This window comes from Streptomyces sp. Y1 (assembly GCF_041053115.1).
Classification (GTDB): Bacteria; Actinomycetota; Actinomycetes; order Streptomycetales; family Streptomycetaceae; genus Kitasatospora; species Kitasatospora rubellomurina.
This window is the reverse complement of record NZ_CP163445.1, coordinates 945,209-970,034: the sequence shown is the minus strand read 5'-3', so window position 1 is coordinate 970,034 and position 24,826 is coordinate 945,209. Positions and strand designations below refer to the sequence as shown.

Here is a 24,826-nt window from a genome sequence, read left to right as displayed (position 1 = left end):
GCCGGTCGGTGAGCCGGTGCACGGTCCGTTGACCGTGATCCGGCGCCGATGCTAGAACCATGATGCCAGCATGTGCAACCAGCGTTGCACATGTTGCAACACGTGCGAGGGAGAGAAGACGGTGGAGCAGACTTTCGCAAGGAGCGTCCCCGGACCCGGCATCGCCGAGGGTGCGGTGTCCGCCCTCGCCGACGAGACCCTGGACTGGCGGTTCAAGGCCGCTCCGCCGCAGTCCTGGGGGCACACCGTCCGGGACTGGCTCGCCACCGGGCCGACCCTCGGCGACCTCGGCACCCCGCTGCTCACCCTCGACGCCGCCGCCCTCGACCACAACCTGCGCACCATGGCCGACTGGTGCGCCTCCGCCGGCGTCGCGCTCGCCCCGCACGGCAAGACCACCATGGCCCCCGCCCTCTGGCAGGCCCAACTGGCCGCCGGCGCCCACGGCATCACCCTCGCCAACCTCCCGCAGGTACGCGTCGCCCGGGCCTTCGGGGTGCGGCGCATCCTGCTCGCCAACACCCTGCTCGACCCGGCCGGGCTGGCCTGGCTCGCCGCCGAACTCGCCGCCGACCCGGCCTTCGCCTTCGTCTCCTGGGTCGACTCCACCGAGAGCGTGCTGCTGATGGACGAGGCGCTGCGCGCCGCCGGCGCCGAACGGCCGGTCGAGGTGCTGGTCGAACTCGGCGGCCCCGGCGGGCGGACCGGCGCCCGGGGCGTCGACGCGGCCGTCGAGATCGCCGCCGCCGTCCTGCGCGCCCCCACCCTGCGGCTCGCGGGCGTCGGCGGCTACGAGGGCGCGCTCGCCCACGACGCCGAACCGGACGCGCTCGCCGCCGTCCGCGGCTACCTCACGTCCCTCGGCGAACTCCACGGCCGGCTCGCCCGTGCCTACCCCGACGACGCGCCACCGGTCGTCACCGCCGGCGGCAGCGCCTACTTCGACCTGGTCGTCGAGGAGACGGCCGGCCTGCCGGAGGCCCTGGTGGTGCTCCGCTCCGGCGCCTACCTCGCCCACGACGACGGCTTCTACCGCGGCGTCTCGCCGTTCGCCCGCGGCACCGGACGGGCGCCGCTGTGCAGCGCGCTGCACGGCTGGGCCCGGGTGGCCTCCCGGCCCGAACCGCAACTCGCGCTGCTGGACGCCGGCAAGCGCGACCTGCCCTTCGACGAGGGCCTGCCCGAACCGCAACAGGTGCGCGGCGGAGCCGAGTTGACCGGGACGACGGCCCGGATCACCGCGCTCAACGACCAGCACGCCTTCCTGCGCGACGCCGGCGATCTCGCGCCGGTCGGCGCGGTGCTGCGGCTCGGCGTCTCGCACCCGTGCACGGCCTTCGACAAGTGGACGGCGATCCCGGTCCTGGACAGCGCCGACGCCGCCGAGCCGAAGGTCACCGGCCTGGTCAGGACGTTCTTCTGATGGCGGACGGGGAGAGAGACGAGGTCTTCAAGGGCGCGACGGTCGTCGACGGCACCGGGGCGCCGCGCCGCCGGGCCGACGTGCGGATCGCGGGCGGCCTGATCGCCGAGATCGGGTCGGGGCTGGGCGGGCCGTCCGTGGTGGACGCGGACGGGCTCGTCCTCGCCCCCGGGTTCATCGACATGCACGCCCACTCCGACCTCGCACTGCTCCTCGAACCCGAGCACCCGGCCAAGGTCACCCAGGGCGTCACCTGCGAGGTGCTCGGCCAGGACGGCCTCTCGTACGCCCCGGTGGACGACACCACGCTGCCCGCGCTGCGCCGTCAACTGGCGGGCTGGAACGGCGATCCGGCGGGCTTCGACTGGGACTGGCGCGGGGTCGCCGGCTACCTGGACCGGCTCGACCGCACCGGGCCGGCCGTCAACGCCTGCTACCTCGTCCCGCACGGAACGCTGCGGATGCTCGCCATGGGCTGGGCCGACCGGGCGCCGAGCCCGGCCGAACTCGACCGGATGCGCCAGCACTTGGCGCAGGGGCTGCTGGACGGCGCGGTCGGCATGTCCAGCGGCCTCAGCTACACGCCGGGGATGTACGCGGACACCGCCGAACTGGTCGACCTGTGCACCGTCGTCGCGGCCTACGGGGGCTTCCACGCGCCGCACCAGCGCTCGTACGGCGAGGGCGCGTTGGCCGGCTACGCGGAGATGGTGGAGATCGCCCGGCGGTCCGGCTGCGGGCTGCACCTGACCCACGCCACGATGAACTTCGGTGTCAACCGGGGCCGGGCCGGAGAGCTGCTGGCGCTGGTCGACGCGGCGCTCGCCGAGGGCGTCGACCTCACCCTGGACAGCTACCCGTACCTGCCCGGCTCCACCACCCTGGCCGCCCTGCTGCCCAGTTGGGCGGGCGAGGGCGGGCCGGCGGCGACCCTGGCCCGGCTCGCCGACCCGGCGGTGCGCGAGCGGATCCGGTACGCGATGGAGGAGCAGGGCAGCGACGGCTGCCACGGCGTCGTCGCCGACTGGGCCACCGTCCAGGTGTCCGGGGTGGGTTCGGCGGAGCTGGCGGGCGCGATCGGTCGGACCGTCGCCGAACTCGCCGCCGAGCAGGGGCGCGGCGGCACCGAGGTCTTCCTCGACCTGCTGGTCCGGGACGAGTTGGCCACCACGATCCTGCAGCACGTCGGGCACGAGGAGAACGTCCGCGCGATCATGCGGCACCCCGCGCACACCGCGGGCAGCGACGGCCTGCTCGTCGGTGCCCGCCCGCACCCGCGCGCCTGGGGCACCTTCCCCCGCTACCTCGGCCGCTACAGCCGGGAGTCGGGCGTGCTGACGCTGGAGGAGGCGGTCGCCCGGATGACCGGCCGCCCGGCCGCCCGGCTGGGGCTGCACGGGCGCGGCCGGATCGCCCCCGGGCACCACGCGGACCTGGTGCTCTTCGACCCGGACCTGGTCCGGGACGCCGCCACCTTCGAACACCCCCGGCTGCCCGCCGAGGGCATCGCGTACGTGTACGTCAACGGCACCGCCGTCGTCCGGCAGGGCCGCACCACGGGCGCCCGCCCGGGGCGCGCCCTGCGCCGCACCGACCGAGGGGTCATGGCCCTGTGAACGCTCCGCCTGTCCGTTCGTCGCCTGTCCGTTCGTCGCCTGTCAATGCGCCGCCCGTCAATGCGCCGTCCGAGCAGGGGACTTCGGCCGACTTCCGGGCCGAGCTGCGGGCCGGCACCGGACCGGTGATCGCGGTGGTCCGCGCGCCCCGGATACCGGACGCCGCCGCGCTGTGCGCCGCGCTCGCCGAGGGCGGCATCGGCTTCACCGAACTCACCTTCACCACACCGGATGTGACGACCCATCTGGAGCTGGCCGCGCGGGCCGGCCGGCGGGTCGGCGTCGGGACGGTGCTCACCGCCGAGCAGGCCGAGCGCGGGATCGCCGCCGGGGCGTCCTTCCTGGTCACGCCCGGCTGCCGGCCCGAGGTGGCGCGGGCAGCGCGGGCCGCCGGGGTGCCGGTGGTGCTCGGGGCGCTCACCCCGACCGAAGTGGCGCACGCGGTGGACCTCGGGGCCGCCGCCGTGAAGATCTTCCCCGCCCGGGCCTTCGGCCCCGGCTACTTCAAGGACCTGCGCGGCCCGTACCCGCAGGTGCCGCTGGTCGCCTCGGGCGGGGTGAACGCGGGCAACGCGGCCGAGTTCCTGCGGCAGGGCGCGCTCGCCGTGTGCGCGGGCACGGACGTGGTGCCGCCGGAGGCGGTGGCGGCGGGGGACTGGGCGGAGATCACCCGGCGGGCCCGGGCGTTCACGGCGGCCTGCGCGGTTCGGGAGTAGGCGGGCCTGTCGCTTGGGCGGCGGACTGTCGGGGCGGGCGGGATTGGACGAGAATCGGGGGCATCCGGCTCAGCCCCGAGCCTCAGCCCCGAGCTTCAGCCCCCAGGCCCAGGACCCGGCAGGAGGACCCACCCCATGACCTCGACCCGCCCCGGCCCCCACTGGCTCGCCGACGCCGTCCTCTACCAGATCTACCCGCAGAGCTTCGCGGACTCGGACGGCGACGGCATCGGCGACTTCGCGGGCATCGCCGAGCACCTGGACCACCTCGCCTGGCTCGGCGTCGACACGGTCTGGCTCAACCCCTGCTTCGCCTCGCCGTTCCGCGACGCGGGCTACGACATCACCGACTACCTCGCCGCCGCCCCGCGCTACGGCGACACCGAAGGCCTGGTCGCGCTGGTCGAGGCCGCCCGCGGCCGGGGCATCCGGGTGCTGCTGGACCTCGTCGCCGGCCACACCTCCGACCGCCACCCCTGGTTCCTGGCCTCCGCCGAGGACCCGTCCGACCACCGGTACATCTGGTCCGACCGGCAGGTGGACGGCTTCGTCGCCTCGCCCGGTGCCCGCCCCGGCTGGTACCGGCCGAACTTCTTCGACTGCCAGCCCGCGCTCAACTTCGGCTACGCGCGCAGCAGTTCGGAGGAGCCCTGGCGCCAGCCGGTGGACGCCGAGGGCCCGCGCGCCAACCGGGCCGCGCTGCGCGGGATCATGGCGCACTGGCTCGGCCTCGGCGTGGCCGGCTTCCGGGTCGACATGGCGTACTCGCTGGTCAAGGACGACCCGGACAAGGCGGAGACCGCCAAGCTCTGGACCGAGACCCGCGACTGGTTGGACCGCACCCACCCCGAGGCGGCGCTGTTCGCCGAGTGGGGCGACCCGGCCGCCGCCGTCGCCGCCGGCTTCCACGCCGACTTCTTCCTGCACTTCGGCGGCGCCGACCACGGCCTGCCGCTGCGCTCGCTGTGGAACAACAACGGCGGGACGGTCGAGGAGTTCTGGCGCCAGGACGCCTGCTACTTCGAGGCCGAGGGGAGCGGCACCCCGCAGCCCTTCCTGGACGCCTGGCGCTCGGCGGCCGAACTCACCAGCGGCGACGGGCAGATCGTGCTGCCCACCGCCAACCACGACTTCTCCCGGCTCGCCACCGGCCCGCGCACCGCCGAGCAACTGGCCCCCGCCTTCGCCTTCCTGCTCACCTGGCCGACTCTGCCGGCGATCTACTACGGCGACGAGATCGGCATGCGCTACCTGCCCGGGCTGCCGGACGTCGAGGGCAGCGTGCTCGGCCCGCGCTTCAACCGGGCCGGCTCGCGCACCCCGATGCAGTGGGCGCCCGGCCCGACCGCCGGCTTCTCCGCCGCCCCGGCCGAGCGGCTGTACCTGCCGGTCGACCCGGACCCGCACCGCCCGGACGTGCTCTCCCAGCGCGCCGACCCGACCTCGCTGCTGCACACCGTCCGCCGCCTGATCGCGCTGCGCCGGGCGCACCCGGGGCTGGGCTCCGCCGGCTCGGTGGACGTCCGGCACGCCGGGTACCCGCTGGTGTACACCCGGGACGGGCGGTACCTGGTGGCGGTGAACCCGCGCCGGGAGCCGGGCGCGGTGCGGCTGCCGGAGGGTGGCGGAGCCGTCCGGCCGCTGGAGGCGCAGGGGGTGCGGGTGGCGGACGGCGAGCTGCGGGCGGACGGGTTCTCGTACGGGGTGTTCGAGCTGGGCTGACGGGCGCCGGAGCGGGAGGGCTTTCCCGCAGTGGCGGATAGTTGTAAGCTACATCCATAGATGGTTGCATTTACCACCCTCATTGGTTGGTTTTGCCACCTTGTTTTGAGAGAGCACGGAGGACGGTACGACCGCCATGAGCAGCACACCCCGGAACCCCGCCGCAGTGCCCACCCTGGGGCACTCGCTCAAGCACCTCGCCGTCCACCTGATCACCCCGCTGCTGATGTGCCTCGGCATGGCGCTCGCCTACCAGGGTGCCTTCCACCAGCCCGAGCCGCACCACCTCAAGGTCGCCGTGGTCGGCGCCACCCCGCAGGCGGACGGCCTCGCCCGGGCGATCCGCGCCAAGGCGGGCGACGCGCTCGACGTCCGGACGCTGCCCGACCGGTCCGTCGCCGAGCAGCAGCTGCGCGACCGCGACCTGGTCGGCGCCTTCGTGCCGGACGCCAGGAGCCCGGAGCTGCTCGTCGCCAAGGGCAACTCGGACACCTCGGTGGTGGCCGCCACGGCGGTGTTCACCACCGTCACGGACAAGCAGGGCGTGCCGCTGCACGTCACCAACCTCACCCCGCTCGCCGAGGGCGACCCGACCGGCCAGGGCCTGTTCTTCCTGCTGGTCGCGCTGAGCATCGGCTCGTACGCCAGCGTCGCGGTGATCGGCGCGGCCGGGGCCGCGCTGGCCATGCGGGTCCGCGTGCTGGTGGGCGTGGCGGTGTCGCTGGTGGTCAGCGTGATCGGGATCGCCACCGCCGGACCGGTCTTCCACGTCGTCGACCACTCCCGGGCTGCCGTGTGGGCGCTCGGCTGGCTCTACTCGGCGGGCATCGTGCTGATCGGCATCGGTCTGCACACGTTCCTGAAGCGGTGGACCACGCTCGCCATGATGGTGCTGTTCGTGATGCTGAACTTCACCTCCTCCGGCGGCATCTACCGGCCCGAGCTGCAGAACGGCTTCTTCGGCACCCTGCACGGCTTCTGGACCGGCGCCGGCTTCCAGGAGGGCGCGCGCAGCATCCTGTACTTCGACGGCGGCGCCGGCCTCGGCGGGCACGTGGCCACCCTGGTGGTCTGGCTGCTGCTGGGCGGAGCCGCGGTCGCGGCCGCGGCGCTGTACGAGCGGCGCGGACGCGGCGGGGCGGAGGCCGCGGTCGGGACCGAGGCGGACGCCGAGGCCGAGGAGGAGATGGAGGAGGCGGTCGCGGTCTAGACCGCGGCCCGGTCCCGGTCCCGTCCGGGGAGTGCTCCCACCCGGCGCCAGGGCATCGGCCCCGGGTGGGGAATCGGCGGCCCGCGCCCGGCTCTGGACAAGCCGGGCGCGGGCCCCTTCGGATCAGCCGACCCGGTTCACCGGCGTCGGCGGCCGGGTGAAGCAGCAGTCCCCGCAGACCCCGGCGTCCGGCCCCACCCGGTAGTACAGGCAGCAGCTGCGCCGCCGGAACACCGCGCCGCCGCCCGGGAGTATCCGCAGCGTTCCGGTCCCCGCCAGCGGCGGGCGGGACAGCAGCTCGGCGGCCAGTTCCCGCGCCGGGCCCGGGGCGTGTGCCTCCAGCACCCGCAGCGAGCCGGCCAGCGCGGAGGCGGCGTTGCCGTCCAGCAGTCGCGCCGACAGCGGCGCCGCTGCCCGGACGGCTGCCGCCAGCGGCGCCAACTGCCCGACCAGGACGGCCCGGTGGAGCCGGTCGGCGAGCGACCCGGCCCCCGGGCCGGCGTCGACCCGGGCGGCGTCCGGCGGAGCCCAGAGGTCGATCGGGCCCTGCTCGGGGACCCGCACCCAGGCGCGCTCCAGCGTCGGCACCACCCCCAGCAGCGCGGCCGCCCCGAGCCCCACCGACCAGAACCGGGCCGCCAGCCCGAGGTGCAGGATCGACGCCGCGACCCGGGGCTCGGCGGTGCCCAGGCGCTGCGCCACCACCCGGACGCGGGCGGCCAGCGGTGCGTCCGGGCCGGTGCCGAACAGCTCGGGCAGCGGCCGGGAGCCCGGCGGCGGCCCGCCCGGGGAGGTGTCCAGGGCGAAGTACGGGCCGATGGCGGCGAGCCGGCCGTAGTCGGCCGGCCGGCCGCTGCTCAACGGCCCTCCCCGGCGCGGCGGTTCTTCCCGGCGCGGGGGTCTCTCCCGGCGCTGCGGCTCTTCCCGGTGCGGCGGTCGGGCGGGGTACGGCGGTCGGACGGGGTGCGGTGCGGTGCGGTCATCGGGCCTCCGGGGGAACGTCGGGCGGATGAACGCTACCGCGCCCGGCGCCCCGCCGCCGGTGGATCAGCGCTGGTCGTCCTGCCCGCGGCCGCGCCCGCGGTCCCGTCCGCCGTCCACACATCACGCGGGTGTTGTCGACGGAGGCGGTGATGTGCCAGGACACCACGACCTCGCGCGAGGCGTCCGAGCCGAACTGCAGGTGCAGCCCGCAGACGCGCGGCGCGCCGCAGCCGTCGGGCCGCTGCCACAGCAGCGGGGAGGCGGCGGCGGGGGCGGCGGAGAGTCCGGAGAGGGAGACGGCGCCGCCGAGGCCGAGGTCGGTGGCATCGGCGAGCAGGGCGCGACGGCTGGAGGCGAGGTCCACTGGAAGCGTTCGTGACTCCTCCCCCGGCTGAGGCCGGGGGCTTCTCGCTAACCCTGGCGGGCGTCGCGACGGACCAGCCCGGCCCGTAGAACGTTGATGGCTCCCACCGTGTCAGCGTGCGCGCAGTGACCGCAGCTAACGCAGTGGAAGGTCTCCTGTGTGGGCCGGTTCTCCGCTGCGACGTGCCCGCATCCGGGGCAGGTCCGGGAGGTGTTGCGGGGGTCCACGGCGATCACTTCCCGTCCGGCGCTCTCAGCCTTGGCATGCAGGATCGTCAGGAACACCCCCCAACCGGCATCCGAGATCGATCGGTTGAGCCCGGCCTTCGCCGCCGCGCCGTTGGGCAGGAAGGTGCCAGGCTGGTCGGGGTCGGGCTTCGGTGCGGGGGCCTTGACCATGTTGCGGATCTTGAGGTCTTCGTGCGCGATCAGGTCGTGTGAACGGACCAGGTCGAGGGCCGTCTTGTGGGCGTGGTCGAGGCGTTGACGGCGGACCTTGCGGTGAAGGTCGGCGACCTTCCGGACGGCCTTGCGGCGGCGATTGCTGCGCCGCCTGCACCGGGCGAGGGCCTGCTGTGCGGCTTCGAGCTTCGCGGCGGCCTTGCGGCCGTGTCGGGGGTTGGGCACGAACTCGCCGCCCGAGTCGGCGAGGAAGTTGGCTATGCCCATGTCGATGCCGACCACGGATCCGGTCGCGGGCAGCGGCTCGGGCTCGGCCTGCTCGGCGGTCAGGATGACGTACCAGCGCTTTCCCTCGCGCTTGACGGACACGGTCTTGACCTTGCCGACCACGGGCCTGTGCTGGTTGACCTTGACGTGCCCGACACCCTGGAACCGGACGCGGGTGACCGGGTCGTGCGGGGTGGAGTTCCAACGGCAGCCGTCCCCGTCCCCGGGGAAGTCCACCGTGTCGAACCACATCGCGCCTCGGAAGCGCGGGTATCCGGGCTTCTCGCCGGACTTGACCCGGCGGAAGAACGCAGCGAACGCCTTGTCCAGACGGCGGAGCGTCGCCTGGTGAGAAGAGAAGGACCAGCGGCCCTGCCGCTCCGGGTCGAACGCCCGGATCTCCTTGAGCTGCGCGGACTGGTCGCCGTACCGGACGGTCGTCTTCGAGACGTGCCGGTAGGCGTCCCGGCGTTCCTGCAACGCCCCGTTGTAGAGCGAGCAGTGGTCGCGCAGCATCTCGGCGAGCGCCTGCGCTTGGCCCACGGTGGGCCGCATGACGAACTTGTACGCACGGATCATCTGACCCACCCCCTCTCGACTCGGCGATCAACATGCCACACACCACTGACACACGGCACGATCCGGCCAGCCTCACCGGGTGAGGGTGAACCGCGCCGGGGGCGGGGCGCGAACTTTCCGTCCGGCGGGGCGGGCCGCAGTGGACGTGCGCGCTTCCGCGCCGGACGTGAGCGTTTTCACGCCGGACAGGAGCGCGTCCACGGAGCCGAGGGGATGCTTCGTGGACGCGCGGAACCTGTGAGGTTGGGGTGGCTTCCGGGCGTAACGCTCAGCCCTCCAGCCGGTAGTTCGATCGTCGACCGAGGTAGTCGCCAGCGGCAGACCCTGATCCGTCTCGATCTGTCGCCACTGCCTCCTGCGGTCGAACTCCTTCAGCTACCTCACAGGTCCACTCCCATCATGCGCTTCCGGGGCCGCGTGCACCAGGGGCAAAGCTCCCCAAATCGGAATAAATTTCGCCCCTGGCGTGCGCGGGTCCCCGAGGGAGCTGCTACGGCTTCGGCCAGCCGTCCACGAAGCTCAGCGTCCGGTGGTACGGCCCCTCGGGCCCGTCGCTGCGGTAGTCCTCCGTGCTGCTGCCGGTGCGGACGGTGCGGTCCCCGTCGTGCCGCTGGGCGGTGGGCCGCAGGGTGTGGTCGACGGTGGCGCGCTCGGTGACGTGGTTGCCGGTCGCGGTGGTGGCCTCCCGGTGGTAGCCGAGGTCCATCGCGGTGCGCTGGTCGGTGTTCCCGGCCGCGTCGTGGGTCACCAGGTAGGTGACGTCCAGCGGTTCGCCCTCGTGCACGGTGGTGGTGCGGTGCGGGCCGCCGCCCCAGGTGCTGGTGCTGCGGGTGAGGTCGGCGAGGTTGTGCAGGGTGACGTCGTTGCCGCTGTCGCGCAGCTGCTGGGCGGAGCTGAACGCGAGGTCGTCGCGGACCTCGGTGGTGACCCGGCCGTGCGAGGTCTGCACCCAGCCGCGGGCGAGGTCGTGCCGCGCGGCGGTGACCGTCCAGTCGCCGCTGCCGCCGCCGTGGTCGGCGAGCTGCGTGGTGACGGCGGCCTCCGGGGCGACCCGGTGGTCGGTGAGCGCGCCGGTGGTGCGGGCGGTGCCGTGGTCGGTCTCGGCGAACAGGTTGACCTGGCCGGTCCACAGGTCGTTGCTCTGCGCCTCGCTGGCGTTCACCGCGATCCCGAGGGTGTGCGGGCGCCCGTCCAGCAGCAGGCCGACGTACGGGGTGAGGTCGAGCCGGTAGGCGGGCAGGTCGAAGGCGAAGATGCCGGGGACGGGCCGCCACAGCAGCGGGTCCCAGCCGCCGGTGTAGATCACCGGGTACGGCCAGACCGCGCCCGCGATCCGGCCGTCCACGCTGAGCCGCAGCTCGCGGAACGGGCCCTTGCCGCAGAGGCCGGCGCCGGGGTTCGCGGTGGCGAAGGCGTCCGGCGCGGAGGCGTACGCGAACTCCTCGCAGGCGCCGCCGCCGCGGGCGTACACCTCGGCGGTGAGGCGTTCGAGGTTCTGCGGGAAGGTGAGGCTGCCGGTGGCCGCCGGGGCGGCCTGGCTGAGCGAGAACGGCCCGGAGGTGAGCAGCCGGTCGGCGGTGCGGGCGGCGGGCCGGCGGTCGTCCGCGGTGTAGAAGGTGAGGCTCGCGCTGATCGTGAAGACGCCGGTGTAGGTGGCGTCGGTGACGTTGGCGAGGTCGAAGGAGAACGGCTGCGGGCCGGCCGCGAACAGCGGCGCGTAGCGGGTGACGTCGTGCTCCAGCCGCCACTCGATGCCGTCCTTGGACGGCTCCGGGGTGGAGGAGAGCATGACCTGCACGCCGCCGACGCGGACGCCGAACATCCGGTCGAACTGCCGCCCGGCGACCTGCCCGTGGAGGTCGAGCACGACGGCGGACCACGGCCCGGCGCAGTCGGCGGGCGGGGTGAGGGTGGTGGTGTACGGGGTGTCCGGCGGGTTGCCGTACCCGTTGCGGAACTGCCGCTCGTGCATCACCTCGACGGTGCAGGAGCGGGTGTCGGGGCGGGTGAGCGGGCGGGTGGCGGTGACCGGGTCGTGGTAGTCGGTGCCGAAGTCGGCGTGGGCGGGGCCGGCGGCGGTGAGGCTGCCGGCGATCACCAGGGCGGCGGCGCCGAGCAACCGGGCGGCGCGGTGGAGGAGTTGGCGGACGGCCAAGGTCGGATCCCCCCGGGTCGGGTGGCCCGGGGCGCTGCCTCGGGCCGGGTGGATGGTCCGCGCATCCTTCCGGTGGCGGCATGTCAGCGTCAAGGGTCGGCCGTGGCGGGGATGTTGGTGCGGGTGGTGGCGGGTGAGCGGCTACGGGCGCCGCCGGTGGTGTTCGAGGGCCGCCGCCTCCTGTCGGATCAGGTCCCGCAGCGCCGCCAGCCGGGGCCGGCGGTCGTCCAGCCGCCACTGCATCTCCAGCGGCAGGACGGCCCGGCCCTCCAGCCGTACGGTGGCCACGGCCTCGGTGAGGTGGCCGGTCATCGAGCCGGGCACCAGCGAGAACGCGCGGTTGCGGGCGAGCAGGTAGAGCCGGGAGCCGACGATCCGCGGCGGGCTGACCAGCACCGGTGGGTCGACGCCGTGCTCCGCGCACAGGCCGAGCACGTGGTCGTAGTAGCGCGGGTGCTGCTCGCGCGGCCACAACAGCAGGGGCAGGTCCCGCAGTTCGGCCAGGCGCAGGCTGTCCCGGCCGGCCAGCGGGTGGTCCCGGCCGAGGGCGACCACGACCGGCTCGTCGGCGATCCGCTCCAGCCGGTAGCCGTCCGTCTCGGCGAGGAAGCGGCCGAGGCCGATGTCGGCCAGCTCGGCGGCCAGGGTCGCGGTCACCTGCCCGGTGTCGACGGCGAGTTCGGTGGTGTCGAGGCCGGGCAGCTCCTGCTCGGCCCGGCTGACCACGGCGGGCAGCAGCCGGTTCACCACGCTCGGCGAGGCGACGATCCGGGCCGTCCCCAGCCGGGACTCCTCGTGCAGCCGGACCCGGGCCAGCAGCGCCTCGGCCTGCCCGAGCAGCCGCGCGCTCTCGGCGGCCATCACCTCGCCCGCCTCGGTCAGCACGACCGAGCGGCGGCTGCGGTCGAACAGCTCGACGCCGACCGTCCGCTCCAGCCGGGCGACCTCCTGACTGACCGTGGGCTGGGAGATGTGCAGCCGCTCGGCGGCCCGTCCGAAGTGCAGCGTCTCGGCGACGGTGAGGAAGACCTGGAGCTGGCGCAAGGTGAATGCCATGGTCCGAGCGTAGGCCAGACCGATAGGGGAAAGCCTATGGGAACGCCCGTTACTGATTCTGGATCCCGATACGAACCGTCCTTACGCTGAAGCCCACGTTGCCCCGCCGCAGTGGCATCCGAGGAAAGAGCACGCATCCATGACCGCACTGCCCGACAGCCCGTCCGCCGCCGCTCCCGCCGCCCCCGCGCAGGCCGTCCGCGTCTCCGAGGAGGTCGCGCGGGCCGTCGCCGAGGGCCGGCCCGTGGTCGCCCTGGAGTCGACGATCTTCACCCACGGCCTGCCGCGCCCGCGCAACCTGGCCGTCGCGCTGGAGGCGGAGCGGCAGCTGCGGGACGCCGGCGTCGTCCCGGCGACCATCGGCGTGCACGCGGGCGTGCCCACGGTCGGCCTGAGCACCGAGCAGATCACCGAACTGTCCGCGACGGACGGCCTGGACAAGGTCAGCCTGCGCGACCTGCCGGTGGTCGCCGCGCTCGGTCGGCACGGCGGCACCACCGTCGCCGCCACCGCCTTCCTCGCCCACCGCGCGGGCATCCGGGTGTTCTCCACCGGCGGCCTGGGCGGCGTCCACTTCGGCGCCTCCGAGAGCTTCGACGAGTCCGCCGACATGACCGTGCTGGCCGCCGTGCCCGTCACCGTGATCAGCGCCGGCGTGAAGTCGATCCTCGACATCCGGGCGACCCTGGAGCGCTTCGAGACCTACAACATCCCGGTCATCGGCTACCGCACCCGCAAGTACCCCGGCTTCTACGTCACCGACTCCGGCCACGAGATCAACTTCGCCGTCGAGTCGCCGGCCGAGGCCGCCGGGGTCATCGACGCCCGCGACCGGCTCGGACTGCCGCAGGCCGTCCTGATCGCCAACCCGGTCGACCCGGCCAAGCAGTTGCCGCCGGAGGAACTCGACGGCATCCTGGCCCGCGCCTGGGCCGAGGCCGAGCGCCAGGGCGTCACCGGCAACGCCTCCACCCCCTTCCTGCTCGACTTCATCCAGCGCGACACCGGCGGCCGCAGCCTGGAGGTCAACGTCGAGGTCTACCGGGGCAACGTCCGCCTCGGCGGCGAGATCGCCACCGCGCTGGCCGCCGCTGCCACCTCAGGGTCCTGACCGTGCTCGGGGTGCTCGGCGACCTCGTCGAGGATGTCGTGGTCTGGGTCGACGGCCCGCTGCGGCACGGCACCGACTCCTGCGCCCAGGTCTTCCGCCGCCGCGGCGGCAGCGCGGCCAACGTCGCCTGCTTCGCCGCCGGGGCCCACCCGGCGCGCTTCCTCGGCTGCGTCGGACCGGACCCGGCCGGGGACGCCGTCGTCGCCGAACTCCGGGGCCACGGCGTGGACGTACGGGTCCAGCGGCGCGGCCGCACCGGCAGCATCGTGGTGCTGATCGACCAGGCCGGCGAACGCACCATGCTGCCCGACCGGGGCGCCGCCAAGCTCCTGGAACGCGTCCCGGACGACTGGCTGGCCGGCCTCGCCCACCTGCACGTGCCCGCCTACTCCTTCGACGGCGATCCGGTCGGCGCCACCGCGCTCGACGCCCTCGCCCGCGTCCGCCGGGCCGGCGGCACCACCTCGGTGGACGCCTCCTCCACCGGCATGCTGGAGCACTACGGGCGGGAGCGCTTCCTCGACCTGCTGGGCGAGTTGGCGCCCACCTTCCTGTTCGCCAACCGCTCCGAGGCCGACTACCTCGGCCTCCTGGCGGCCGGCCGGCCCGGCCCCGAGCGGGCCCGGCTCCCGGCCACCACGGTCGTCACCAAGGCGGGCGCGGAGCCGACCACGGTCGACGCGCCCGGCGCGGCGCCGTTCACGGTACCGGTGCCGCCGGTGGCCGAGGTGCGCGACCTCACGGGAGCCGGGGACGCGTTCGCCGCCGGGTTCCTGGCGGGGTACCTGGCAGCTGGTGTGGGGGATCTGCGCTCGGCGGTCGCCCTCGGCCACCGCAGCGCGGCCCGGGTCCTGGCCTCCCCCGGGGCGTCCTGCGGCTGAACGCGCGCCGGCGGACCGCGCGTCGACAGGGGCGGACCGCGGCGGGCGACCGCCGGGTGGGCGGCCCCCCTCCCCGGGGTCGCCCACCAAGGCATAATCCCGGTGGAGCGCAGCGGGGGGAGCTGGTGTGGACGTGTTCGCGTGTGCTGGGTGTGGCACGGAGCTGACGGCACCGAGGCCTTCAGGGCCACCCTGGTCGGGCTGCCCGCGATCCGTAGCCCCCGGCTGCGCGGGTATCACCACGCCGCGTACCGGTCGTGAGCGCCCGTTGGGCGGCTCGGGGGCCGCTCCGGACCGTCCCGGCGTCCCGTGACCGTTCCTCCAGGGGTGCGGGCGCGCGTCGGGTGTTCGAGTCACGGAGCCGTCGTGGACCGGCCGTCGAGGTGCGGGAGGAGCTGGACCGCGCTGATCCAGGGGGAGTCGCCGGTCTTCTGGAACGCGCGGACCCTCCAGCGTCCCGCGGGCAGGTCGACGGGGGCCTGGTGCGGTTCGCCCCGGCCGTCCGGGTAGGGCACGCCGAGGTCCGTGCCGGCCACGGCGGAGTCCATGAGGACCGCCGGTCCGTCGGTCTCCCAGCGGCCGCACTCCTCCCACGGCGTCGCCGGGTCGTCCAGCGCCGCCTCGGTGACGGCGAGCAACTCGGCGTCGGAGGCGGCGGCGAGCCGGCGCACGAAGGCCCGCTGCTCCGGCAGGTAGCAGGTGGTGGCGGGCCCGTCGCCCAGCACCAGCGCGGAGACGTCGCCGCGGTCGCCCAGGCCGATCACCTCGGCCAGCTCCTCGACCTCGCAGGCCCGGTCGTAGTCGTCGGGCTGGTCGCCGTCACCGATGATCATGCCGTCCTCGGTGCAGCCGCCCCAGTGCTGCAGGGCGGACACCGGGACGACGATCAGCGGACCGCCCATGGACTCGACCCAGGTCGGATCGAGGGTCGTCCGGACGGCATGTGGATCAGTGCTCATGCGTGCAGTGTGCCGCTGACCAGTGACAAGCGGGGAACCGGGGTGGGGGCGCCCGCCAGGGGTCAGCGCAGTGCGTCCTTGCGCAGGAAGTGCTTCAGCCTCTGCCACGTCCAGGTGTTGACCACGTCCTCGGCGGTCAGCCAGCCGCGCTGCGCCGTGCCGATCCCGTAGCGCGGGTAGGCGAGTTGGCCGGTGGCGTGGGCGTCGCTGTCGATGGTGAAGCGGACGCCGTGCCGCTTCGCCCGCAGGACGTCCTCGTCGCGCAGGTCGAGCCGCTGCGGGGAGCTGTTGACCTCGATCGCGGTGCCGGTGCGGGCGGCGGCCGCGAACACCGCGTCCAGGTCGACGTCGATCGGTCCGCGCCGGCCGATCCGGCGGGTGGTGAGGTGGCCGATGACGTGCACGTACGGGTTCTCGCAGGCGCGGATCAGGCGGCGGGTCTGCGCGGCGCGGTCGAGGTTGAAGTGCGAGTGCACCGAGGCCACGCAGACGTCGAAACCGGCCAGGAACTCGGGCGGCCAGTCCACGCCGCCGTCCGGGCCGATGTTCAGCTCGGTGCCGTGCAGCAGGCGCAACTTCTTGTGCCGACCGGCCAGTTCGCGCAGCTGCTCGCGCTGGGCGAGCATCTTCTCGTCGGTCATCCGCTGCATCACCAGGTCCGGCGCGTGGTCGGTGACGGCGTAGTAGGAGTAGCCGCGGGCGGCCGCGGTGTCGACCATCTCGGTGAGGGTGGCCAGGCCGTCGGTCAGGTCGGTGTGCGTGTGCAGGTCGCCGCGCAGGTCCGACTCCCGGACCAGCACCGGGAGTTCGTCGTTCAGCGCGGCCTCGATCTCGCCCCGGTCCTCGCGCAGCGTCGGCGGGATCCACGGCAGGCCGAGCGCCGCGTACACCTCGTCCTCGGTCGCCGACACCACCTTGGCGCCGCCGTCCACCTCGAACAGCCCGTACTCGGACAGCTTCAGCCCGGCCCGGACGGCCATCGTGCGCAGCTTGATGTTGTGCGCCTTCGACCCCGTGAAGTAGACCAGCGCCGCGCCCCAGTCCTCCTCCGGGACCACCCGCAGGTCCACCTGCACGCCCTGGTCGGTGCGGATCGACGTCTTCGTCGGGCCGCTCCCGATCACCTCGGCCACGTACGGGAGTTCGGTGAGCGCGGCCATCAGCGGCGCGGAGTCCTCGGCGGTCGCCAGCACGTCGACGTCGCCCACCGTCTCGCGCATCCGGCGCAGCGAACCCGCGTACGCGCACCGGGTGCAGCCCGGGACGGCCGACAACGCGGCGACCAGCTGCTCGGCCAGCTCGGTCGCGGCGTCCAGCAGCGTGCGGCCGCCGGACTGCCGCAGCAGCTCGATGCCGTGCAGGATCTTCTCGCCGCTGCGCTCGCCGAAGCCGGCCAGGCCGGACAGCTTGTCGGCGCGGATCGCCTCGGCGAGCTCGTCGACGGAGGAGATCCCGAGGTCCCGGTGCAGGGCGAGGGCGCGCTTCGGGCCGACACCGGGGACGGCCGTCATCTCCCGCACACCGGACGGGATCTTCGCGCGCAGCTCCTCCAGCGCGGGGATGCGGCCGGTGGCGAGGAACTCGGCGACCTTCTCGGCGGTGGACTTCCCGACGCCGGGGATCTGCTGGAGGCCCTTGGCGTCGAGGCCCGCGACGTCCTCCGGGTACTCGCCGACCGCCCGGGCCGCCTTCTCGTAGGCGCGGGCCCGGAAGGCGTCCCCGCCGGTGATGTTGATCAGGTCGGCGTACTCCTGGAGCAGTTCCCTGACCTGGTCGTTGAGCCGGGGCATGAGGTCAGCTTAGGGGCGGGGGACGGCCCTCGCCTGTGGGTCGGGGCGGGGGCGGTGGCCCCTCGTGCGGTGGTTCCGGGCTGCCCCGGCCCGCTGTCCCGGCCCGCTGTCCCGTCCTGCGGTCGTCCGGGATCGGGCCCGGCGGCGGCCGCGTACCCGCCGGTCGGGGGGTGTCCGACCGGCCGAGCGGCGGGGGTGGTGCGGAGACGGCGACCGGGAGCCGGATTGTCACCCGGGCGGGGGAGGCGCAGGCTGGCGGGAGGGCCGGAGCAGCGGCGCGGCGCGGTCGGTCGCGGTGGGCTGCGGTGGCTGCGGTCGGGCGAGACGGCCGGGTGGCGGCCGGGTGACGGCCGGTGGTGAGGCACGAGGGGCAGGGCAGGACGATGGCACGCGGGAAGCTCTGGGGCTACGTGGCGTCGGGGGCCCGGGTACTCGGCGCGCTCGGCGGCGGGATCGGCGGCGCGCTCGGTGGGACGCTCGGTGGGACGGGCGGCGCCGGCGGCGGCCGGGCGGGTGAGCCGGACGACGGCGCGGCGGCGGTCGAGGGCCTCGGGCTGGTGCGGCCGGGGGCGGTGGCCGGGCCGCGGGCGTTGTCCCGGCCGGAACTGGAACGGCTGCGCTGGACCGGTCGGCAGGCCGGCTGCGGGCCGCTGTCCCGGCACGTCCAGGTGGCCGACGTGCTGCGCCGGGTGGTGCGCGGCGGCGGCCGGGCGGCGAACGTGACGGTGCGGGTGGCGCCCGGGCTGCCGGTGGTGGCCGGGGACGCCCGGCGGCTGGAGGCCGCGGTCGCCGGGCTGGTCGACCACGCGATCCGGCGCAGCCCGCTGGGCGCCCGGGTGTCCGTCCGGGCCGAAGCGGCGGGCGGGCCGGGCTCCGGGGCGGCGGCGTGGGACCGGGGCCGGGTGGAGGTCCGGATCTCGGACCGGGGCTGGTACGAGCCGCCGGAGGCGCGGGAGTGGCTGCTCGCCCGGGTGCGGCCGGGCGGGCCGGTGGGGCCGGCGCTGCACAGCCTGGTGCTGGCGGCCGGCGGGTGGATCGCGGTGGAGCCGACGCCGGGCGGCGGGCTGACGGTGGTGCTGCTGCTGGCCGTCGCGCAGGAGTGACGCCGGGGCGCGTCTCTTCTTCGTTTCGCGCGGGCCGATGCGTTTCGCGCCTGCCGATTCGTCTCGCGCGTGCCGATTCGTCTCGCGCGTGCCGACCGCACGAAGTTTTTCGCAAAAAACCCTTTGCAAAGAACTCTGTGCGGTCCTACGCTCCTGCCATGACCGAAGACCAGGGTTGGAAGCACAGCGACGATCCGCACGTCGTCCTCACCGCCAAGGGCATGAAGGCGATGGCGCACCCCGTGCGCATGCAGCTGGTCGGCCTGCTGCGCAAGCACGGGCCGTCCACCGCGACCAGGCTCGCCGAGCAGCTGGGGCTCAACTCCGGAGCCACCAGCTACCACCTGCGCCAGCTCGCCGCCGCGGGCTTCGTGGAGGAGGACGCGGAGCGGGGCAACGCCCGTGAGCGCTGGTGGCGTTCGGTCCGCATGATGACCGTCTGGACGGGCGACGACCTGGCGGACGAGGAGACCGAGACGGCGGTCGGCTTCCTGCGCTCCGTCCTGGCCGCGCACACCCTGACCGGCCAGCGCACGCTCGACGCCTTCGAGACCATGCCCCGGGAGTGGCGCAAGGCCGTGGACTTCAACGACCTGGTGCTGCGCCTCACGCCGGCGGAGGCGGAGCAGCTGGGGGCGGAGCTGTCCGCGGTGATCAAGCGCTACCGCCGGGAGGGGGCGGAGGGGCCGGTCCCGGCGGGCGCCGAGCAGGTCTCCGTCATCGTGCACGTGTTCCCCGATCCGGCTGTCGGCGACGCCGACGACGCCGCCGACGCCGACCCGACCACCGACACCGACGCCGACACCGAGGGGGAGCGATGACCGGCACCACCGCAGTACCCGCCGACCGGGCGGGGCGAAGCCTCCGGCCGCTGGTCGGCGTGCTGGCCGCCACGGCCGTCTCCCTGACCGGGACGCGGGTCTCGGCGATCGCCCTGCCCTGGTTCGTCCTGGCCACCACCGGCAGCGCGACCATGACCGGCCTGGTCGCCTTCGCGGAGATGACGCCGTACGTGCTGGTCAAGGCGTTAACCGGGCCGCTGGTCGACCGCCTCGGGCCGCGCGTGGTGTCCTGGACGACCGACGCGGTGAGCGCCGTCGCGGCCGGGTTGGTCCCGCTGCTGCACGCCCAGGGGCTGCTGCCGTTCTGGCTGCTGCTGGCGATGGTCGCGGTGATCGGGGCGATGCGCGGCCCGGGGGACTTGGCGAAGTCCGTCATGGTCCCGGAGGCCGCCGACTACGCGCGGGTCCCGCTCGAACGGGCCACCGGGCTGTCCGGTGTCACCGAACGGTTGGCCTCCACGATCGGCCCGGCGGTCGGCGGCGGCCTGGTCGCGCTGGTGGGCCCGCTGTCCGGCCTGGCGCTCAACGCGGCCACCTTCGCGCTGGGTTCGCTGATCATCGCCTTCGCCCTGCCACGCGGCATGGGGCGCACGGCCGTTCCGACCGCGCCCGGGGAGGGCGAGCCCGACTCCGGCGGCGAGCAGGGCGGTTACTGGCGGATGCTCGGCGCGGGCTTCGGCTTCCTGCGGGCCGAGCCGTTGCTGCTCACGGTGATCGTGATGGTCGGCATCACCAATCTGCTCGACGCCGGGTTCTCGACGGTGCTCGTGCCGGTGTGGGCCCGGGAGTCCGGGAACGGCCCGGGCGCCATCGGCCTGATCGGCAGCGCGATGGGTGTCGCGGCCGTCGTCGGCAGCCTGATAGCGGCCGCCGTGGCGCACCGGCTGCCCCGCCGGACGGTGTTCCTGGTCGGCTTCCTGGTGGCCGGAGCGCCGCGCTTCCTGGTGCTCGCCTCGGGCGCGCCGATGGGGGTGGTGCTGACGGTCTTCGCGATCGGTGGCTTCGGCTCCGGCTTCCTCAACCCGATCCTCGGCGCGGTGCTCTTCGAGCGGGTGCCCCGCCACCTGCTGGGCCGGGTCCACGCCCTCAGCGACTCGCTGGCCTGGGCGGGCATCCCGCTCGGCGGGCTGGTCGCCGGTGCGGTCGTCGCCATGACCGGGCTGATACCCGCCCTGGTCGCGGGCGGCGCGGCCTACTTCGTCACCACCACTGTGGCCGGGCTGCGGCGGGAGTGGCGGGAGATGGACGGACAGCGGGGCGGCAAGGGCACCGTCGCGGAGTCCGATGCGGAGCCGGTGGCTGCGGCGCAGGGGGCGGCGGTCCCGGCGGTTCCGGGGGGCTCGTGACCGAGTCAGCGGACGTCGGGCGCCGGCCGGGGCGCGGGCGCGAGCCCGGCCCAGCGCAGGAGCAGCAGGCTGGCGGCGGCCGCGAGGGCGCACCAGGTGGAGATGAAGGCGAGGTGCCAGAGCAGGGCGCACAGGACGGCGCCGACCCCGGTGAGCAGGCCGAGGAGGCGGAGCGAGCGGTCACCGCTGAACAGGAAGGAGCCGACGGTGGCGAGGAGATAGCCGGCGAGCAGGACGGTCGGGTGCGGGACGCCGATGCCGTAGCCGAGGGTGCGGCCGTGCACGGTGGCCGTCACCGGGTGGGCGGCGACGGCCACCGCGAGCGGAACGGCGACTGCCGCGCCGAGCAGGGTCAGTGCGGCCAGCGCCCGGCGGTGGCCCGGGCCGGCCGGATGCCCGGGCTCGGTGGCCGCGCACCACACCCCGGCGGGCACGAGTACGGGCAGCAGGGGCAGGGCGATCACCGCCCAGGCCGTCCGGGCCGCCTGGGTGAGGGCGCCGGGCGCCTCGCCGTCCGCACCGAGCCAGACCAGCGCCTCGATCAGCTGGTGCGCGCCCAGGACCAGCGGGAGCGCGGCGAGCGGCAGACGCTGCGGCCGACCGGCCCGGCGGGCGCGGACCAGGCACAGCACGCCGAGGCCCGCGACCACCCCGCCGGCCACGGCATCCGCCTGCGCGCTCCAGCACATCGGGCCGGCTAACCTCCCTCGTCCCGAGGAGGGTTGGGGTCGCCAGGTCGGTCGGGGCCGGTGCCCCCGCCCGGGCCTTCGCCCTCGTCCCCACCCGCGCCCTCGTCCTCGTCCTCGTCCTCGTCGGCGCCGTCCGGGCCCTGCTCGGGCGGTGCGCCGATGCTCTCCAGGGTGTCGTAGACACTGCCCGGCATCGCGGGGTGGCGGCCGATCACGATCACCCCGATCACGATCGCCAGTAACCCGGCCGACTGCCAGGCCAGCGCGCCCGGAGTGACCCGCAGCCGGTCGCCGAGGAAGCCCACCGCGCAGGCGATCCCGGACAGCGGCTGGGCGGCGGTCAGCGCGGGCAGGGACATCCGCAGCGGCGCCACCTCGAAGGCGCTCTGCACCAGCAGCAGCCCGACCACGCCCGCCGCCACCACCGCGTACGGCTGCCAGCTGCGCAGCACCGCGTCCAGCCCCTGGTGGTCCAGGCGTTGGGTGGTGGTGCGGGTGAGGGCGTCCTGCAGGCCGTAGAGCAGCCCGGCGGCGAGCGCCAGCAGGGTGGCCTCCTCCAACAGCGGCAGCCGGCGGGCGAGCGAGACCAGCAGCAGGGTCAGCCCGACCACGATGCCGACCACCAGCCAGTGCCGCAGTTCCCCGGCGGGCGCCCCGCCCCCGGTGGGCTGCCCGGCCACGATGAACGCCGTCACACCGAGCCCGAGCAGCAGCACGCCGGCCCAGCCGGAACGGCCGAGGCTCTGTTTGGTCAGCACCCGGGAGAGCGCCATGGCGAACAGCAGGTTGGTGGTCAGCAGCGGCTCGACGAGGGAGACCTCGCCCTTGTTGAGGGCGAGCGCGGAGAGGATCAGCCCGCTCACCATGAAGCCGGTGCCGAGCAGCCACTCGGGCATCCGCATCAGGTCGAGCAGCAGCCGCCACCGCAGCAGGTCGGCACGGGGAGCCCGCTGCGCCGCGTGCTGCTGGAGGACGAAGCCGAGCCCCAGACAGCAGGCCGCGCCGATCGCGAGGAGGAAGACCGCCACGGTGGGACCGCCAGGTTGTCGCTGCCGGCGCCGCGCCCGTGGGTCCGCGCCGGGGTCGGTCGGCGGTCGCGGCGCGCCTCCGTCAGCGTACCGCCGGGGCGTCGGGCGGGCCGCGCGAACGGCTGACCGCGGGGCCCGTAGCGGCGGGCGCGGCCGCGCTTGCCGCTACGGGCGGGGCGGGCGCACGCTGGTGTGAGCGGCCGCCACGGGCCACCGCCCGTGCCGGCCCCGACAGCCGCGACGGGGGCCGGCGCCAGGAGGTATGGCATGCACAACCAATGGGAAGTGGAGCTGAGTTTCGAGGAGGACGGCGTGCACACGGCGTGCGACGCCCGACTCACCGGAGCTCGGGCGCCCGGCCTGAGCGCACACGGGGAGTCCGTGAAGAGCGCCGACGACCGCCCGCTCGCGAGGATCGGCGAGGAGGTCGCGGCTTCCCGCGCCCTGGAGGAGCTGTCCCGCAAGCTGCGGGCCCAGGCCACCGGGGAGATCGACGACGAAGGGCACCGCCCGGGCTACCTGATCTACTGAACGGCCGCGCGGACGCGCCGCCACCCGCCGCCGGTCAGCTCCAGGGGTTGGCCGGCCGGTCGTTGACGGCCGGCCGGAGGTATCGGCCGGGAGGCCGGCTGCCGGCCGGACGGCGGCCGAGCGCACCGCCGCCTCCCACCCCGGGACCTCCTCCGGCCGCGTCTCCGTCAGGTGGGCGAGGCGGTACCCGGCAGCGCCCACCGCGTCGAGGAGGCCGCGTTCGGCGTCGGTGCGGGCTGCGGTCGGGGTGGCACCCCGCCAGCCCTCGGCCGCGAGGGCGCGGGGAGTCAGCTCGCCGGCGACGAGGCGCCCGGCGAGGCGGCGGAGCGCGGGCGAGTCCAGGCCCGCCGCGAGCAGCCCGGCGGCCGCCATCGGCGGCTCCTCGGAGGGGACGAGCCCGGTGACGTACTGCCAGGTGAGCGTGTGCAGCCGGTCCGTGCCCGGCGTCGTGCCGTAGGCCGGCGCGGGCCCGCCCGGGGTCTTCGGGCCGGGCGGGCCCGGGCGGACCCGGGCGGAAGGTGTCGGACAGGGCCTAGCTGCGCCACCAGGGCGGGCGGATGACGTCGTCGGCTTCGACGGCGCAGTTGGTGCCGCTGACCACCTCGCGGGCGGCGAGGTCCCAGCCGACCACGCCCGGGGCGGAGCGGTCGAGTTCGACGACGCGGGCGCGCTGCGGCCCGGTGCCGGTGTTGACGTCGCAGCTCAGGACGCTCGTCCAGGAGCGGCCGTTCAGCGCGGCCGAGACGGCGAGGGCGGGCAGGACGACCAGGGCGAGCAGCAGGGCGGCGACGCGGACGGCCTCGGCCGCCCGGGGGCGGAACGAGGTGGCGGGGCGGCCGGTGCGGTGACCGGTGTCGGCGGAGCGGGCGCCCGTCCGGTACTCGGCGACGACGCCGAGCCGCAGCAGGTAGCCGAGCGCGCCCGAAGCCACGCCCCACCACAGGCCGTTGAAGGCTCCGACCACCACTCCGGCCGCGAGCGGGACGATCGACGCGGCGGCCGCCGTCGCGATCAGGGCGCGCTCCCGGTGGCGGGCGGCGCCCCCGTGGGCGGCCCGGTAGGCGTAGGTGAGGTGGCAGGCCACGGCCGCCAGGACGGCGGCGAGCACCGGTTCGGCGAGGAACATGCCGATGACGACGTCGACCCAGTTGGCCGGCCCCATGGCCGACAGGGCGTCCCGCGCGGCGTCGCCCCCGCCGAGCGTCCAGGCGAGCTTGAGGACCGGGATCGCGAACACCACGGCCGGGGCCATCACGTGCTCGGCGCTGGCCCGTGCCCCGCCCCTCGCCTTGGCTCCGCTCATCCGGCCAGGCTACGGCTCCTGCCCCGCCCCGCCGGGACGCCACCGGCGCGGCAGACGGGCGGTTCGTCAGCTCTCCCGGCCGGGCTGCCCCAGCACGCCGAGGCAGTGCGCCCAGGCCGGTTCGGACAGCAGTGGCCGCCACCGGGTGAAGAGGTCGAGGAGGTCGGCGCCGTAGCGGGCGCGGGCCTGTGGGCTGACCGCGGCGATGTCCAGTTCGTTGGCGGCGGTGAGTTCGGCGAAGTCGCGACGGGCCCCGAGGTCCGGAAACACCGGGGCGCCGGTGAACCGGTCGACGAACGTGCCCCGCTCGTCGGCCAGTTCGCGGTAGGAGGACGCCCGGTCGCAGGAGGCGTAGAAGTGGACGAGCGCTTCGGCCTCGGCGCCGATCGCCTCGACCAGTTCCGCCCGGCGTCCGAGGTCCAGCAGCGCGACCGGGAACCCGTCGGTCCCGTAGAACGCGTGGCACAGCCCGGCCGACACCAGCGCCGGGCGGGCGCCCCAGGAGGCGAGCAGCTCGCCGACGCGCCGCAGGTGGGCCAGCAGCGTTCCGCCGGGGTGTTCGATCGTCTCGGCTCCGGCCGCCCGCAGGATCGTCAGGGCCTTCGCGGTCATCTCTTCGTCCACCCGCTCCATGATCGTCGCCCGATCGGCGATCGACCACGTTCGTGCGGCGGAAGGCGGCTGTGAGCCGGATCACGGTTGAGGTTGACCTCGGGTCAGGGTGGAGGCTCCTCGCAACGGCGCGACGCC

Annotated in this window: 22 protein-coding genes; 11 read left to right on the top strand and 11 right to left on the bottom strand. The window is 75.0% G+C overall.

Annotated features, from left to right (window positions below; all coding sequences use genetic code 11):
• The first annotated feature begins 121 nt into the window (after positions 1-121).
• From AB2U05_RS04045 to AB2U05_RS04025, 5 genes are all read left to right on the top strand, one after another.
• Positions 122-1,423, top strand: a complete 1,302-nt coding sequence (locus tag AB2U05_RS04045) for an alanine racemase (RefSeq protein ID WP_369182458.1) — start codon at positions 122-124, stop codon at positions 1,421-1,423.
• Positions 1,423-3,039, top strand: a complete 1,617-nt coding sequence (locus AB2U05_RS04040; protein WP_369182457.1) for an amidohydrolase family protein — start codon at positions 1,423-1,425, stop codon at positions 3,037-3,039. The genes AB2U05_RS04045 and AB2U05_RS04040 overlap by 1 nt, the downstream gene beginning before the upstream one ends.
• Before the next feature lie 125 nt (positions 3,040-3,164).
• Positions 3,165-3,755 (top strand): bifunctional 4-hydroxy-2-oxoglutarate aldolase/2-dehydro-3-deoxy-phosphogluconate aldolase, encoded by a 591-nt coding sequence (locus AB2U05_RS04035; protein WP_369182456.1) that lies wholly within the window; start codon positions 3,165-3,167, stop codon positions 3,753-3,755.
• Positions 3,756-3,890: 135 nt separating this feature from the next.
• The gene (locus AB2U05_RS04030; protein ID WP_369182455.1) at positions 3,891-5,477 is read left to right on the top strand and encodes an alpha-amylase family glycosyl hydrolase; all 1,587 of its coding nucleotides are present in this window, start codon (positions 3,891-3,893) and stop codon (positions 5,475-5,477) included.
• 136 nt (positions 5,478-5,613) lie between these two features.
• Positions 5,614-6,687, top strand: a complete 1,074-nt coding sequence (locus AB2U05_RS04025) for a hypothetical protein (RefSeq protein WP_369182454.1) — start codon at positions 5,614-5,616, stop codon at positions 6,685-6,687.
• Between the two features lie 123 nt (positions 6,688-6,810).
• Here the strand turns inward: AB2U05_RS04025 and AB2U05_RS04020 are convergent, their stop codons facing one another.
• From AB2U05_RS04020 to AB2U05_RS04000, 5 genes are all read right to left on the bottom strand, one after another.
• Complete coding sequence (locus AB2U05_RS04020; RefSeq protein ID WP_369182453.1) at positions 6,811-7,548, bottom strand: (2Fe-2S)-binding protein; 738 nt, start codon at positions 7,546-7,548, stop codon at positions 6,811-6,813.
• A gap of 118 nt (positions 7,549-7,666) precedes the next feature.
• Positions 7,667-8,035, bottom strand: coding sequence for a hypothetical protein (locus AB2U05_RS04015; protein ID WP_369182452.1), 369 nt, complete (start codon positions 8,033-8,035; stop codon positions 7,667-7,669).
• A gap of 47 nt (positions 8,036-8,082) precedes the next feature.
• Positions 8,083-9,282 carry an RNA-guided endonuclease InsQ/TnpB family protein gene (locus AB2U05_RS04010; protein ID WP_369182451.1) on the bottom strand — a complete coding sequence of 400 codons (1,200 nt, stop codon included), beginning with the start codon at positions 9,280-9,282 and terminating at the stop codon, positions 8,083-8,085.
• A gap of 490 nt (positions 9,283-9,772) precedes the next feature.
• Positions 9,773-11,437, bottom strand: a complete 1,665-nt coding sequence (locus tag AB2U05_RS04005) for a peptide-N4-asparagine amidase (RefSeq protein WP_369182450.1) — start codon at positions 11,435-11,437, stop codon at positions 9,773-9,775.
• A gap of 141 nt (positions 11,438-11,578) precedes the next feature.
• Positions 11,579-12,493 (bottom strand): LysR family transcriptional regulator, encoded by a 915-nt coding sequence (locus tag AB2U05_RS04000; protein ID WP_369182449.1) that lies wholly within the window; start codon positions 12,491-12,493, stop codon positions 11,579-11,581.
• A 139-nt stretch (positions 12,494-12,632) separates the two neighbouring features.
• Here AB2U05_RS04000 and AB2U05_RS03995 point away from each other — a divergent pair, with 139 nt between their 5' ends.
• Both AB2U05_RS03995 and AB2U05_RS03990 read left to right on the top strand, forming a co-directional pair.
• Positions 12,633-13,604: a pseudouridine-5'-phosphate glycosidase gene (locus AB2U05_RS03995; RefSeq protein ID WP_369182448.1), complete on the top strand. Its 972-nt coding sequence runs from the start codon at positions 12,633-12,635 to the stop codon at positions 13,602-13,604.
• A 2-nt stretch (positions 13,605-13,606) separates the two neighbouring features.
• Positions 13,607-14,485, top strand: coding sequence for a carbohydrate kinase family protein (locus AB2U05_RS03990; protein WP_369182447.1), 879 nt, complete (start codon positions 13,607-13,609; stop codon positions 14,483-14,485).
• A gap of 353 nt (positions 14,486-14,838) precedes the next feature.
• Here AB2U05_RS03990 and AB2U05_RS03985 read toward each other — a convergent pair whose 3' ends face one another.
• Both AB2U05_RS03985 and polX read right to left on the bottom strand, forming a co-directional pair.
• Positions 14,839-15,444 (bottom strand): Imm21 family immunity protein, encoded by a 606-nt coding sequence (locus AB2U05_RS03985; RefSeq protein WP_369182446.1) that lies wholly within the window; start codon positions 15,442-15,444, stop codon positions 14,839-14,841.
• A 62-nt stretch (positions 15,445-15,506) separates the two neighbouring features.
• Positions 15,507-17,234, bottom strand: coding sequence for a DNA polymerase/3'-5' exonuclease PolX (gene polX, locus AB2U05_RS03980; protein ID WP_369182445.1), 1,728 nt, complete (start codon positions 17,232-17,234; stop codon positions 15,507-15,509).
• A gap of 383 nt (positions 17,235-17,617) precedes the next feature.
• Here polX and AB2U05_RS03975 point away from each other — a divergent pair, with 383 nt between their 5' ends.
• From AB2U05_RS03975 to AB2U05_RS03965, 3 genes are all read left to right on the top strand, one after another.
• On the top strand, positions 17,618-18,337 hold the full coding sequence (locus AB2U05_RS03975; protein WP_369182444.1) for a sensor histidine kinase: 720 nt from the start codon (positions 17,618-17,620) through the stop codon (positions 18,335-18,337).
• Between the two features lie 158 nt (positions 18,338-18,495).
• On the top strand, positions 18,496-19,158 hold the full coding sequence (locus tag AB2U05_RS03970; protein ID WP_369182443.1) for an ArsR/SmtB family transcription factor: 663 nt from the start codon (positions 18,496-18,498) through the stop codon (positions 19,156-19,158).
• Complete coding sequence (locus AB2U05_RS03965) at positions 19,155-20,525, top strand: MFS transporter (protein WP_045708978.1); 1,371 nt, start codon at positions 19,155-19,157, stop codon at positions 20,523-20,525. The genes AB2U05_RS03970 and AB2U05_RS03965 overlap by 4 nt, the downstream gene beginning before the upstream one ends.
• Positions 20,526-20,530: 5 nt before the next feature.
• Here the strand turns inward: AB2U05_RS03965 and AB2U05_RS03960 are convergent, their stop codons facing one another.
• Together AB2U05_RS03960 and AB2U05_RS03955 are read right to left on the bottom strand one after the other, a co-directional pair.
• Positions 20,531-21,214, bottom strand: coding sequence for a DUF6629 family protein (locus tag AB2U05_RS03960; RefSeq protein WP_045698002.1), 684 nt, complete (start codon positions 21,212-21,214; stop codon positions 20,531-20,533).
• 8 nt (positions 21,215-21,222) lie between these two features.
• The gene (locus AB2U05_RS03955; RefSeq protein WP_369182442.1) at positions 21,223-22,242 is read right to left on the bottom strand and encodes a DMT family transporter; all 1,020 of its coding nucleotides are present in this window, start codon (positions 22,240-22,242) and stop codon (positions 21,223-21,225) included.
• A 267-nt stretch (positions 22,243-22,509) separates the two neighbouring features.
• Here AB2U05_RS03955 and AB2U05_RS03950 point away from each other — a divergent pair, with 267 nt between their 5' ends.
• Positions 22,510-22,773: a dsRBD fold-containing protein gene (locus tag AB2U05_RS03950; protein WP_045698004.1), complete on the top strand. Its 264-nt coding sequence runs from the start codon at positions 22,510-22,512 to the stop codon at positions 22,771-22,773.
• A 532-nt stretch (positions 22,774-23,305) separates the two neighbouring features.
• Here AB2U05_RS03950 and AB2U05_RS03945 read toward each other — a convergent pair.
• Together AB2U05_RS03945 and AB2U05_RS03940 are read right to left on the bottom strand one after the other, a co-directional pair.
• Positions 23,306-24,076, bottom strand: coding sequence for a hypothetical protein (locus AB2U05_RS03945; RefSeq protein WP_369182441.1), 771 nt, complete (start codon positions 24,074-24,076; stop codon positions 23,306-23,308).
• Between the two features lie 66 nt (positions 24,077-24,142).
• Positions 24,143-24,688: a DUF6817 domain-containing protein gene (locus AB2U05_RS03940; protein WP_369185889.1), complete on the bottom strand. Its 546-nt coding sequence runs from the start codon at positions 24,686-24,688 to the stop codon at positions 24,143-24,145.
• Positions 24,689-24,826: the final 138 nt, after the last annotated feature.

Coding starts and splice junctions, on each gene's coding strand:
- AB2U05_RS04040 (WP_369182457.1), top strand. CDS start 1,423: ATGGCGGACGGGGAGAGAGACGAGGTCTTCAAGGGCGCGACGGTCGTC.
- AB2U05_RS04030 (WP_369182455.1), top strand. CDS start 3,891: ATGACCTCGACCCGCCCCGGCCCCCACTGGCTCGCCGACGCCGTCCTC.
- AB2U05_RS04025 (WP_369182454.1), top strand. CDS start 5,614: ATGAGCAGCACACCCCGGAACCCCGCCGCAGTGCCCACCCTGGGGCAC.
- AB2U05_RS04010 (WP_369182451.1), bottom strand. CDS start 9,282: ATGATCCGTGCGTACAAGTTCGTCATGCGGCCCACCGTGGGCCAAGCG.
- AB2U05_RS04000 (WP_369182449.1), bottom strand. CDS start 12,493: ATGGCATTCACCTTGCGCCAGCTCCAGGTCTTCCTCACCGTCGCCGAG.
- AB2U05_RS03995 (WP_369182448.1), top strand. CDS start 12,633: ATGACCGCACTGCCCGACAGCCCGTCCGCCGCCGCTCCCGCCGCCCCC.
- AB2U05_RS03985 (WP_369182446.1), bottom strand. CDS start 15,444: ATGAGCACTGATCCACATGCCGTCCGGACGACCCTCGATCCGACCTGG.
- polX (WP_369182445.1), bottom strand. CDS start 17,234: ATGCCCCGGCTCAACGACCAGGTCAGGGAACTGCTCCAGGAGTACGCC.
- AB2U05_RS03975 (WP_369182444.1), top strand. CDS start 17,618: ATGGCACGCGGGAAGCTCTGGGGCTACGTGGCGTCGGGGGCCCGGGTA.
- AB2U05_RS03970 (WP_369182443.1), top strand. CDS start 18,496: ATGACCGAAGACCAGGGTTGGAAGCACAGCGACGATCCGCACGTCGTC.
- AB2U05_RS03965 (WP_045708978.1), top strand. CDS start 19,155: ATGACCGGCACCACCGCAGTACCCGCCGACCGGGCGGGGCGAAGCCTC.
- AB2U05_RS03960 (WP_045698002.1), bottom strand. CDS start 21,214: ATGTGCTGGAGCGCGCAGGCGGATGCCGTGGCCGGCGGGGTGGTCGCG.
- AB2U05_RS03950 (WP_045698004.1), top strand. CDS start 22,510: ATGCACAACCAATGGGAAGTGGAGCTGAGTTTCGAGGAGGACGGCGTG.
- AB2U05_RS03945 (WP_369182441.1), bottom strand. CDS start 24,076: ATGAGCGGAGCCAAGGCGAGGGGCGGGGCACGGGCCAGCGCCGAGCAC.
- AB2U05_RS03940 (WP_369185889.1), bottom strand. CDS start 24,688: ATGACCGCGAAGGCCCTGACGATCCTGCGGGCGGCCGGAGCCGAGACG.